Source organism: Flavobacterium sp. Sr18 (assembly GCF_011064265.1).
Taxonomy (GTDB): Bacteria; Bacteroidota; Bacteroidia; order Flavobacteriales; family Flavobacteriaceae; genus Flavobacterium; species Flavobacterium petrolei.
Genome location: NZ_CP049329.1, coordinates 2722404 through 2735114, shown reverse-complemented (window position 1 = coordinate 2735114; position 12711 = coordinate 2722404). Strand labels below are relative to the sequence as shown.

The following is a 12711-nucleotide window of genomic DNA, read 5'->3' as shown; positions in this document are numbered from 1 at the left end:
TTTTGTTTCTTTTTTGATCAAGCAAAAAAGAAAAAATTGTTCTTCCTATAAAGTAGTAGTAGTAGTAGTAGTAGTAGTAGTAATAGTTCCAATAACCGTTTATGTAACCCCTCCTCTCTCCGCCCTTAAATTAAAATCGTCAAAAAACAACGAAAAAACGGAGTGGCAGCAGTCCGCGAGTTGAGCTTGAAAAGCGAACGGCTCGAGCTGCGGAACATAGTTTTAAGGTAGTTTTTAAGTTTTTAATTTTCAGGCTTGATCTTTTGTTTCTTTTGCATCAAGGCAAATCGAAGATTCAGCGAACACCACTTATAATAAAAGTTAAGTGAGCTAAAAGAAAAGATCGTTTTTCATATAAAGTAGTAGTAGTAGTAGTAGTAGCTCCAATAAACGTTTATGTAACCCCTCTTCTCCTCGCCCTTAAATAAAAAGCATAGAAAAATAACATTTGAAATTAAAAGGAGGACTGCCAGTGGCAGTCAGGTAAAAAACCCAAAACAGCTTTTTATTTTCAGGCTTGAAATCGAAGATTAATGAATACAAAAAAACAATAACAACCCGTGAATATTTTTTGTTACTTTTTTCATCAAGGAAAAAAGAAAACGACTAAACCTTAGTTTATTCTTTCAATAAAAAGTCATTAGTAGTGTTATTTAAAATATTCCAATCATCCAAATTAAAATAACATTATAGATTTCCGATTCCATCTAACATTGAAACAAAATCAAGCTCTGAATTTTCAACTCCCTTTAGGACTGGTTCAAAACGAAAATTATAAACCTACTAGTGGCTCACTACAACATAAAACCCTTTTCTTCAATCTATTTACCTCGAAAAAAAACAACCCGCACAGTCTTCAAAATAAGCAGCATATCCCCACTAAAACTTCGATGGTAATAATACGCTAGATTCATTCGTACTTTATCCGGAAAAATAACACTATCATTATAAACTAAAGGTAGCACGTGCTTCTGCAACATGAATTCCTCTTTATTATATTTTATGGAAGCTAAACTAGTTAATCCTGGCTTCAATTCTAGTATTTTACGATTTTCTCCTGTTAACAAATCATAATAACCTGGTAAATCGGGTCTTGGCCCCACAATACTCATTTCTCCTTTGAGAACAGTAAAGAACTGAGGTATTTCATCCAATTTAAAGCGTCTCAGGAACTGGCCTATTCTCGAAATATATTTTTCACCGGTGTGAGATTCAGTCCGAATCGTCCGCAGTTTATATATTTTAAATGGAACACCAAATTGACCAATGCGTTCTTGGAGGAAGATGCCATTAGTATGAGTATCCATAATAGCAAGCAGCCATGAAATCAATAGAACCCAAAAAAACAGGAGCAGTGTGAAGAGGGAGAAAACAATATCAAAAAGACGTTTTGTCATACCTTTCGAAGTATTTTATTCGGGATAAAAATACAAGCAAAAAACAGATTATGAATTCCCGAGAACCATTTTACGAGTAACAAAATTTCGAACAAGTAAATAAATAAAGGTCAGTAGCAGTAAAAATCCGCCCATAAAAAGCAGGGTCAAGTCCCCATTGGCATCCATATAAATAACCAATCCGTTTATAATCAATTGAAATCCTGCATAAATAAAAGCGACTAAAATATGGGAATAGCCCATTTCATTGGCCAGATATTGGTACAAATGAGAGCGGTGTGGCTGAAATATATTTTCTTTTTTAAGCAATCTACTGATGATGGTGATAATAGCATCAATTCCATAAACCGAAAAGAAAAGAATATAACCGAGTTGCCCTGAATCAATAATGGTCTTTATCATAAAATAGCCCAAAAAAAGTGCCATACTAATACTACCAACATCTCCTGCAAAGGTTTTTGCTTTTTTTCGAACATTAAATATCCCAAAAGCCAAACAAGACAATCCCATAGTAATCAGCAAGGGTAAACTGGCTTCGTTGATTGGTAAAAAAGAAAAAGTAGCTATGGCCGCTAGAGCGTACAAAACGGTTATCCCATTGATACCATCCATAAAATTAAAGGCGTTTACCCAACCTATAAGGAGTACAAACACAACAGGAAGCAACCACAAAGGCTCATAAAACAAATGCAACTCATAAAAAACCAAACCCACAGCTATGACATGTGAAATAAAACGAGGCAACTGAGACAGCGGTTTGATATCATCGATAAAACTTACTATAGCTACTAATACTACTGCAAGCGTAACAGCCCAAGAAACATAGCCCAGTAAAAAAGCAATACTTATGGCTATTGGAAAAATAATGCCACCACCTCTTAATGTAATAGAAGTATGGGATGATCTACTATTGGGTTTATCAATGATATTGTAGGTATCCGCTATTTTAAAATAAATAAGTTCAATACCAACCAATAAAATAATTAATGCAATATATGTCATGTTTTAAACTATATCTATGCTGTTATCTGAATAAAAATGTAACCCTTTAGGTTCAATTATTTAAAACGTCAGTTCGTCCCGACGCTTCGGGATTCTGTGGAGTAAAACGGACCAAAAAATGTATCGAGAAACGTTTTTATTGCTAATTTTCTAGTTCTCATTATAATTTTCTTTCCAAAGCTTCGGGAGAAAATCAATCGAACTGACGAAAATTTCCATTAATTCCTAATTACACCAAACAGGTTAATAATAGTACTTCCCTAAACGTTCATATAATCCCTCCTCTCCCGCCCTTAAATAAAAAGCATAAAAAACAACGAAAAAGTAAAGTGGCAGCAGTCCGCGAGTTGAGGACGAAGGACGAACGGCTCGGGCTGAGGAACGGCACTTTGAGGTAGTTTTTGAGCTTTTTATTTTCAGGCAGTGAAATCGAAGATTCATGAATACCAAAAAACAATATCAACCCGTGAATATTTTTTTGTTACTTTTTTGATCAAGCAAAAAAGTAAAGATCGTTCTTCACAAATAATAATAATAATAATAATAATAATAATAAAACCCGTTGTATACGATTATTTAAAACGTCAGTTCGTCCCGACGCTTCGGGATTCTGTAGAGTAAAACGGAAAAAAAATGTATCGAAAACCGTTTTTAAAACTAATTACACCCAACGGGTTAATAATAATAATAAATAAGAACTAATCCCTTGTCACTGACAACACACTATAAAGTATGCTTCAACAATCCCAAAAGATACTCCCCGTACCCAGACTTTTTTAAAGGTTCAGCCAGATCTTTCAATTGTTGGTCACTAATGAAACCTTGTCTCCAGGCAATTTCTTCGATACAGCCAACTTTTAATCCTTGACGCTCTTCAATAACCTGAACAAATTGTCCAGCCTGCATTAAGCTATTAAAAGTTCCGGTGTCCAACCAAGCAGTACCTCTGCTTAGAATACCTACTTTTAAAGCTCCTTTTTCCAAGTACACTTTATTCACATCGGTGATTTCATATTCTCCACGAGCACTTGGCTTGATATTTTTGGCAATTTCGACTACTGAATTATCATAAAAATACAATCCTGGTACTGCATAATTTGATTTGGGTTCCAAAGGTTTTTCTTCAATAGAAAGTGCTTTAAAAGCAGCATCAAACTCCACCACACCATAGCGCTCCGGATCAGAAACATGATACGCAAAAACGACTCCGCCTTCTGGATTGGTATTGGATCGCAGCAACTCATCCATATTGGAACCAAAGAAAATATTATCCCCTAAAACCAATGCCACACTGTCTTTTCCTATGAATTCTTCTCCAATAACAAAAGCTTGCGCCAAACCATTCGGAATGGCTTGTTCCGCATAACTGAATTGACAGCCTATCGCTGCTCCATCACCTAATAATTTTTTAAAATGAGGCAAATCATGAGGCGTAGAAATAATTAATATTTCATGAATCCCAGCCATCATCAGAGTAGACAATGGATAATAAATCATCGGTTTGTCATACACAGGCATCATTTGTTTGCTCATAGCAAGCGTTAACGGATGCAAACGGGTTCCGGAGCCTCCGGCTAATATAATTCCTTTCATTTTTTTTTTGCGTAATTAGTAATTCGAAATGCGTAATTCGAATCAATTCTTATTTAGTATTTATATATCGTATAAGTCCAAAAAGCATTTTTTTTATTTTTTCAATTTGTACTACATAAACTTCAATTGAATCTATAAATTGTAATCGATTTGCAAGTATTACTTGCGTTTCTATTTCAGATAATGAGCCCATAGCAATATATAAAAATTGTATAAATTCTTTATCTCCTTTTCGTCCTGCTCCTTCAGCTATGTTGCTTGGTATAGACACAGCAGCACGCTTCATTTGACTTGATAAACCATATTTTTCATCTGCAGGAAAGTTTTTAGTAAGTAGATAAATATCCTCTACTAAAACCATTGATTGTTTCCATACATCTAAATCTTTATGATCTTTCATTATTTATTTCGTGATTAGAAATTCGAAATGCGCAATTCGAATCAATTCTTATTTAACATTTAAATATCGTATAAGTCCAAAAATTTGTTTTGGTGTTTTCAAACTACGGTTGCTCACATTTTACACAGTTACAATGTATACAACATCATACAGTAATACCAATTCACCTTAAACATTTCACGGTTCACAAATCACGGTTCACGATTCACAACCAACTATCTAATTATACTGTTTCTCGTAATAACTAGCATACTCCCCTGAAGTAATATTATTCAACCAATTTTGATTTTCCAAATACCAATTTACGGTTCGTTCCAATCCTTGCTCAAAAGTAACCGATGGTTTCCATCCCAACTCTGTATTAATTTTGCTAGCGTCAATCGCATAGCGCAAATCATGTCCAGGACGATCTTTTACATAGGCAATCAATTGTTCTGATGTTCCCGTTGCTCTTCCTAACTTATCATCCATGATTTTACAAAGCAACTTAACCAAATGAATATTTTGCCATTCATTAAAACCACCAATATTATAAGTATCGTGATTTTTACCTTCATGAAAAACTAAATCAATCGCTACAGCATGATCTTCTACAAAAAGCCAATCACGGGTATATTTCCCATCGCCATATACAGGTAACGGTTTGTTTTGAATGATATTATTAATAAACAATGGAATCAGTTTTTCAGGAAAATGAAAAGGTCCGTAATTATTAGAACAATTCGTCAATACATAAGGCAGACCGTAGGTTTCACCATACGCCCGAACAAAGTGATCCGAACTCGCTTTAGAAGCAGAGTAAGGAGAGTTAGGATCGTAGGCCGTTGTTTCAGTAAATAATCCTTCAGCACCCAAACTTCCATAAACCTCATCAGTACTAATGTGGTAAAAACGCTTTCCTTCATAATTTCCGTTCCATATTGTTTTGGCGGCATTCAATAAATTCATTGTTCCTATCACATTTGTTTTAACAAAAGACAACGGATCCGTAATGGAACGATCCACATGCGATTCAGCAGCCAAATGCAATACACCGTCAAACTGATGTTCCGCAAATAAGGCATCAATAAACGCAGCATCAACAATATCACCCTTAATAAATGTGTAATTAGATTCCTTTTCTATATCAACTATATTCTCCAGATTCCCCGCATACGTCAGTGCATCTAAATTAAAAATGTGATACTGCGGATACTTCTTTATAAAAAGTCGTACGACATGGGACCCAATAAAACCGGCACCACCAGTGATTAATATTTTTTTCATTTTATTTTTATATATTTTAATTAGTTGTAAAAACCTCTTAAATGTTTTTTGTTTACTCTTTAGTGTCAATAATAGAAAAACCCTTATTTTCGGCTTCCTTTACGGCTGAGGCAAAACGAAAATTGCAAGCCACTTCTCACTTCTCACTTCTCACTATGCACTTCTAAATACTCTTCACATCGCCCTTATAGTTTTATCCCAAAAAAATCACGGTAAGGATTTAAGCGGTGGCCGGAGGGAGCAACCCCCGAGTCGAGTGTGAAACACGAGCGGCTGGGGTTGTGATAGAAAAATGCGTCCGATGATTTTGGGTTAAAACTATTCAGGCTTGATCTTTTGTTTCTTTTGTATCAAGGCAAAAGAAAAATAAATACCCATTAATTTTACTTTCAGTAAAAGCTATTTGTAGCACAATTCAAAGTCTCTATATAGCCTTGAAACAACATCAAACTCTAAATTTTCAACTCTCTTTAGGCTGAGGCAAAATGAAAATTGCATGCCACTTCTCACTATTCATTTCCCAACAACTTCATGCACGCACTCAAACTTTCTTTATAATCCGGAACCTCAACCCCATAAACATTCTTAATCTTACCCTTATCCAATAAAGAAAAAGCGGGACGCTTAGCAGGTGTAGGATAAGCCGATGAAGGAATACCTTTCACTTCACAAGTATAACCTCCAATTTCTTGGATAGCCAAAACAAATTCAAACCAACTGATTTCCCCTTCATTCGAATAATGATACATTCCTGCAATCCACTCTTGTGCCGTTACAATGTCCATCATTACCTGAGCCAAATCCGCTGCATACGTTGGAGATCCAATTTGATCGTTGACAACACTAATAGTATCGCGCTCCTGTAACAATCGTTGCATAGTTTTTACAAAATTGTTTCCAAATCTACTGTAAACCCATGAAGTTCTGATGATAATAGCGTTAGGATTTAATTTCAAACACGTTAGCTCCCCTGCCCTTTTTGTTGCACCATAAACATTAATAGGTTGGGTTATAGCCTCCTCTGTCAATGCAACGGATGAGGTACCATCAAAAACATAATCGGTAGAAATATGGATTAATTTTACGGAATGATCTTTAGCATATTGGGCAATAATACCTAGAGCCAAATCATTAATAATGTTTGCTAATTCCTGTTCGGTTTCAGCTTTGTCTACAGCAGTATAAGCACCACAATTCAAAATTATATTTGGAGATAGTACTTCTAATTGTTTTTTTAAGACATCCAAATTATCCAAAGATACTTGCGTTCTATCCGCAAAAATCCATTCATATTGCGCATAATTCTCGGATAACACTTTCAGTTCTGAACCCAATTGTCCGGTAGCTCCTGTTACTACTATTTTTTGCATAATTATTTTTTATCAACAAACTCTCAATCTTACCGACAACTTTAAACCTTAAACTCTTAAACTTTTTTTAATCTTCTTTACGAACTTTGCGGTTGGACAACTTTAAACCTTAAACTTTAAACTTTTTTTAATCTTCTTTGCGAACTTTGCGGTTAAACCCAATTCTCATTCTCACCAGTGACAACTTTAAACCTTAAACTTTAAACTTTTTTTTCGCGAACTTTGCGGTTAAGTATTAAAACTCCCAATCAATCTCATCAAACCCCGGCAAAACCAAATCCTTTTCAGAAACAATAACTTCTTCAGGACGCAACTGCCAGTCAATAGCTAAAGTAGGATCATCAAACCGAATTCCTCTCTCACTTTCTTTATGGTACAGATGATCTACTTTGTACATAACTGAGGCAGTTTCACTCAAAACCGAGAAACCATGGGCAAAACCATGCGGTACCATCAATTGCTTTTTATTCTCAGCACTCAAAACCACACTATAATGTTGCCCATAAGTAGGCGAATTTTTTCGTAAATCGACTGCAACATCAAGAATTTCGCCTTGTAGCACCCGTACTAATTTCGCCTGTGCAAAAGGATTGATTTGTAAATGCAATCCTCGAATCACCCCTCTTGTAGAGAAAGACTGATTGTCTTGGATAAAGTTGTACATAATTCCATTTTCATGGAACTTCGCTTGATTGTAGGCTTCAAAAAAATAACCACGCGAATCTTCAAAAACGGTAGGCGTAATCAACACTAAATCTTTTATAACTGTTTTTTCAAAGGACATATTCTAATTTTATTTTTTAAATGATTGAAAGGTCTTTAACAATCCTTCTTTCGAATCAATTGGCAAAGGTTTCCCTATAGCTGTTACAATTTTTTGATTACTAACAACATAATTCTCCGTTAGTTTTTGTAATCGCTCTGAATTAAGTGGTAAATACAAATAATCGCCAAGTCTTGCAACCCCTTTAATCCAAGAGGACGGAATATTTAAAATCCTATCTTTTTTATCCAAGCTAACACCTAACGAATGAATTAAATCACTGGTTGACAAAGGTACATCATCTGAAACTTGATAAACGCCTGAAGGAATTACTATATTCTCTAATAACTCCTGTATTACAAAACAAAGATTTTCAATGCTTAAAAAAGAACGTTTATTTTGAAAATCTCCTAAGGGCCATGGCAATCCTTGAGAAACCAATTGATACAATAAATTTAAATTCCCTTTATTGCCTGGGCCATGAATCATGCTAGGCCTTAAAATATAAACTCGTTTTCCCTCTGGTAATTTTTTATTTAAGATGTACTGTTCTGCCTTATGTTTGGATATACCATAATGGGTTTGGGGGTTTGCGACAGCATCTTCCTTTAGTATTCCGTCAACGGTATCTGCTACTGCTTTTACGGTACTCATAAATATAAAGACCGATGCTTCAGATAGTAAGAAAGCATCAAACAATTGTTTGGTCAACTCAAAATTAGCTTCGTAATAATCCGTTGGCTTAGATACTTTTTTTAAATCGTGCGCTTTGCCAGCCAGATGAATAATAACATCCGTTTTTATATCAAATCGCTGATTGGATGCATAACGAACACGCATCGATTCTATTTCGTGTGAAGTCTTTAAATATTTCCGAAGATTTGTTCCTACAAAGCCTGTGGAACCAGTGATAGTGATTTTCATTTATTTGAATTGAGATAAAGCCTCCTTATTTATTGTCTTCCTTTCAGAATCAAAAAACCAACCCCATTTATTAAAATAAGACACCGCTGAATTAATGAATATTTTAAACAACCTAGAACTCTTATTAGCTCCAGATTCGTACCCGTGATAAACACTAACTTCTGGAAAGTAAATGGTTTTATATTTTTGGTGCATTCTCCGAGACAAATCCCAATCTTCAAAATACATAAAGAATCGATCATCATACATACCAATTTCTTTAATAGCATTAATATTGAGCAAAGTAAAACAACCGGATAAAATAGGAGTATTATAAATTTTACTCTGAGGAACAGAACGCAGTTCATATTGATCAATAAATTTATGATAAGCCTGTTGAGGGCTTTTTAATTTCCGTAGCAAAATACTCCAAGGACTTGGTAAAAGTTTAGGCAAATTCTGAATCGTACCGTCCAAATTTAATATCTGAGGCATCATCATCCCTATTAATGAGTCCTTTTTCATAAATTCGATCATCGGACTAACAACATCCTGCTCGAAATATACATCAGGATTTATAACAAAATGATAGTTGGACCCTAGATCCATCGCTTTGTGAATAGCAATATTATGAGCAGCTCCAAAACCTGGATTGGAAGGGTTATGGATATAAAACACCCCCTCTTTTTCAAGAAATCTAAAGTCGTCTTTCGGTGAATTATCTATCAAATAAAGTGTTAGATTTATATTAATTTTAAAAATGCTTTCTATTATTTTCGATAATTCTGCTACATCATTATTATATAAAACAATAGAGGCAGACACCACATTTTCATACATATACTATTGCTTTTTTTTTTAAATTCAAAATATTTATTGAATAGGAGTTTTTAAAACTAGACGCTCTTGACAACATTTTTATTGGTTAGGATTTTATTATAATAAAGCAAATGATTAGCGGCCATTATTTCAGCTGTAAAAAAAGAACTGGCTTTAATATAAGCTAGTGCTCCTTTTTTTTCAATTTCAGAATAGGCTATATGAATAGATTCAATTAAAGAATTTGCATCATCCAATTCAAAAAAAGTAGCTTCTTTTTCCGTGAAAATTTCATGAAAAGAAGGTAATTCAGAACATACTATCGATTTTCTTGCCAAAGCCGCCTCAACCATAGCCAAGCCAAACCCCTCTGAGTAAGAGGGCATCATGTAAATATCCATATATTTCAAATAAACATCAGGAGTCTTTACATAAGGTAAGAAAACCACTCTCTCATCCAACTTGAGACGTGAAACTTGTTCTTTTAAAGCCTCTAAATAAGGACCTTTCCCAAATATTACATAAGCATAATGAGGTAATTGAACTAGCGCATCAATCACTTGAGAAAGACCTTTCCCTTTAGTTATATATGCATAAGAACCCAAAATTTTATATCCTTTTTCTTTACATTGTTTTATTAATTGAACATTTTCATCTTCGACAATTGGGTTTACTGAAATAGAACAACCGTTATAAATTGTTGTTATTTTATTAGACAATAAAGAATTGTATTTGTCTTTAATTTGATCTGAAATAGAAATTACACCATCAAAATGACGTTGAACATAACACCAAAAATTACTTACTGAAAAAGCTACAAGACTATTATATTGATGTCCTAAGTTTATAAAGGTATCTTGATGGAGAGTACTAATAATTTTAGCTTTTCTAATTTTTTTTCGATTTTTATACAAATAGATATCAGGTCGTAACATATGACTATGAATAATATCATACTTATCAAAATCAATTATATCTTTCTTACTAATATGAAATACATTACAATCAAAATGTAAAGTTAAAGGAGATTCATCAAAATAATAAACATCAATCAAGTCAACTTTGTCTATAAGGTTTTTTACAATATTACGTACCACAACTATAGGTCCTGTATTTACCAAAGAGGGTAAAATATAAGCTATTCTCATTAGTTATTTTTTTTGGGTTTTAGGTAAATTACAAAGTGTAATAAAGTAAATAATTGTTGACATAAAAGAGTGTCTTTTAATTTTATTTTTGATACAATATAAAACAATACTAATGTTGCCTTTTTTAAGTGCATTAAAAAAACCATCTAGTAATGATTTATTAGTAACCATCAATTTTTTATTCAACTGTTCATCTAAACCCTTTAACATATTTATTTTTTTTAATTCATTTTTTCTTAAAATTGTGAAACGAAATAAAAAGCGTTCAATCCTCGATAAAATATAATGATCTTTAAAACTACCTGTAACATTATTCGAATGCTGTCTATACAACATCAGAGGTTTCTCCAAATGATGTATTTTGGCACCAATACCAGAAGCTACCAAGGCAATCCAGTAATCGTGATTTTCCGCTACCTCAGGAATAGGCATACAAGTTTTAGCAAGAATCCCATCAATCATCATCGTGCAACCATAAACGTGATTTTGTACGATACCATTTTTAAATGAAGGAAACGCAAACGATGATTTTGCTTTTTGAACACTAGCAGGAAGTTCATTTAATTTTTCATCTGCATATAGAAAATCTGAATAAACCATACTACTTTTCGAATTAATTATAGTACTAAGCAGTAATTCAATTTTATTGGAAAACCAATAATCATCTTGATCAGAGAATTGTATAAAAGAGGCATCTTGAGCAACGGCAGCTTCCATCAAATGAGCAAAATTTTGACAAGCTCCATTACCTTTTACAGCTTTATCCTCATCAATAATTTTTATTCTATTATCTATATTTACATATTTTTTAATAATAGACAAAGTGCTATCTGTTGAACCATCATCTCTAATTAGTAAACGCCAATTGGTATGTGTCTGAGCAATTATACTATCAAGTTGCTTCTCGATGTATTGGGCACCATTATAAGATGCTAATAAAATGTAAACTAAAGATTCCATAAAAAATTAACCAAGCAGTTTTGACTTAAATAAATTCACCATTAATATCCCAAAAGACCAAACTAAGACAATTAAGGTTCCAACATAACGGGGTCTAAAAACATAATAAACAAGTGGAATTAATATTATTTCAACGACGCCTAAAAATTCACTTACGCGACTAGCCATAACAGGCATCGCAGCTAATGCTGGGTACATAAATAAGGATATCGCATAAATATTTAACAACAACACCGTATATTTATTATGACTCATTAAAAATTTACTTTTATAAACCAAAAAATAATAAATAATAATTTTAGCTAGAAATACAAAATTAAAAACATTAATATCTGTCAAAAACTCTGCAATTTCTAATTCTTGTAATTGAGCATATAAATCTAATTTGTCTTTTACATAAGGGATAGGAATAAAACTTAACACAGTCATTTTCAAAAAGTAAATACTATACGCAATGGGTATAACAAAAACTAGAAAATAGGTATTGGCTTTTTTTATATCTTTAAATTTACCTAAAAACCACAAAGGCAATATTATCAATGAAGAAACATGAAAAAAAGTCGCTAACAAAACTAAAAGTAAAAATAATTTTAAATTCCTTTCATAAATAGGTTTTATGCACAGAAGAAAAAAACCACAAGCAACTCCTACACGAATCTGAATCACTTCGTGAAGTATAAAAAAATAACTTACATAGGCCACTAAAGACAAGAACCCTAAATCTGTCAATTGTTTAATGGCTGTCAATTTCAAATACACACCTAAAAAAGCGTAAATTACGAATAAATATAATACATTATTAAATAATAAATAAACAAGCTGAGATATAAAAGTATAGGATGGTTCTACAACAGCATCCCAAGTTTTAGCATCTTCATATAATTTTTGATAAACACCATAATCTGGATTTCCTTCCTCAGGTCGAAAACCAGAAATAAGAAATAGAATTATTCCTAACACTAAAAATAGAACGTATTTATTCGTATCTTCTTTTGGAGGAAAAATTGCAATTAATGAAAAAAGAAGAAATATAATAAATAATAGTACTATCATATAATAGTGAATATAAAACGATAATTTAGTTTGCAAA

Annotated in this window: 12 protein-coding genes; all 12 read right to left on the bottom strand. The window is 33.1% G+C overall.

The window, feature by feature from the left end:
* Positions 1–821 precede the first annotated feature (821 nt).
* Complete coding sequence (locus G7A72_RS12090) at positions 822–1397, bottom strand: sugar transferase (RefSeq protein ID WP_165152654.1); 576 nt, start codon at positions 1395–1397, stop codon at positions 822–824.
* Between the two features lie 48 nt (positions 1398–1445).
* Positions 1446–2399, bottom strand: coding sequence for a glycosyltransferase family 4 protein (locus G7A72_RS12085; RefSeq protein WP_165152653.1), 954 nt, complete (start codon positions 2397–2399; stop codon positions 1446–1448).
* Between the two features lie 723 nt (positions 2400–3122).
* Positions 3123–3992: a glucose-1-phosphate thymidylyltransferase RfbA gene (gene rfbA / locus G7A72_RS12080; RefSeq protein WP_165152652.1), complete on the bottom strand. Its 870-nt coding sequence runs from the start codon at positions 3990–3992 to the stop codon at positions 3123–3125.
* A gap of 49 nt (positions 3993–4041) precedes the next feature.
* On the bottom strand, positions 4042–4392 hold the full coding sequence (locus G7A72_RS12075; protein WP_165152651.1) for a four helix bundle protein: 351 nt from the start codon (positions 4390–4392) through the stop codon (positions 4042–4044).
* Positions 4393–4611: 219 nt separating this feature from the next.
* Complete coding sequence (gene rfbB / locus G7A72_RS12070; protein ID WP_165152650.1) at positions 4612–5658, bottom strand: dTDP-glucose 4,6-dehydratase; 1047 nt, start codon at positions 5656–5658, stop codon at positions 4612–4614.
* A 509-nt stretch (positions 5659–6167) separates the two neighbouring features.
* Entirely contained in the window at positions 6168–7028 is an 861-nt protein-coding gene (gene rfbD / locus G7A72_RS12065; protein WP_165152649.1) for a dTDP-4-dehydrorhamnose reductase, read from the bottom strand.
* A 235-nt stretch (positions 7029–7263) separates the two neighbouring features.
* The gene (gene rfbC, locus G7A72_RS12060; RefSeq protein WP_165152648.1) at positions 7264–7812 is read right to left on the bottom strand and encodes a dTDP-4-dehydrorhamnose 3,5-epimerase; all 549 of its coding nucleotides are present in this window, start codon (positions 7810–7812) and stop codon (positions 7264–7266) included.
* Between the two features lie 9 nt (positions 7813–7821).
* Positions 7822–8715, bottom strand: a complete 894-nt coding sequence (locus G7A72_RS12055; RefSeq protein ID WP_165152647.1) for an NAD-dependent epimerase/dehydratase family protein — start codon at positions 8713–8715, stop codon at positions 7822–7824.
* A complete protein-coding gene (locus G7A72_RS12050; RefSeq protein WP_165152646.1) occupies positions 8716–9534 on the bottom strand; it encodes a glycosyltransferase in 819 nt (272 codons plus the stop codon). It abuts the gene before it with no gap.
* A gap of 56 nt (positions 9535–9590) precedes the next feature.
* On the bottom strand, positions 9591–10661 hold the full coding sequence (locus G7A72_RS12045) for a glycosyltransferase family 4 protein (protein ID WP_165152645.1): 1071 nt from the start codon (positions 10659–10661) through the stop codon (positions 9591–9593).
* Positions 10662–10664: 3 nt separating this feature from the next.
* Entirely contained in the window at positions 10665–11621 is a 957-nt protein-coding gene (locus G7A72_RS12040; protein ID WP_165152644.1) for a glycosyltransferase family 2 protein, read from the bottom strand.
* 6 nt (positions 11622–11627) lie between these two features.
* The gene (locus tag G7A72_RS12035) at positions 11628–12674 is read right to left on the bottom strand and encodes an EpsG family protein (protein WP_165152643.1); all 1047 of its coding nucleotides are present in this window, start codon (positions 12672–12674) and stop codon (positions 11628–11630) included.
* Between the last annotated feature and the right edge of the window lie 37 nt (positions 12675–12711).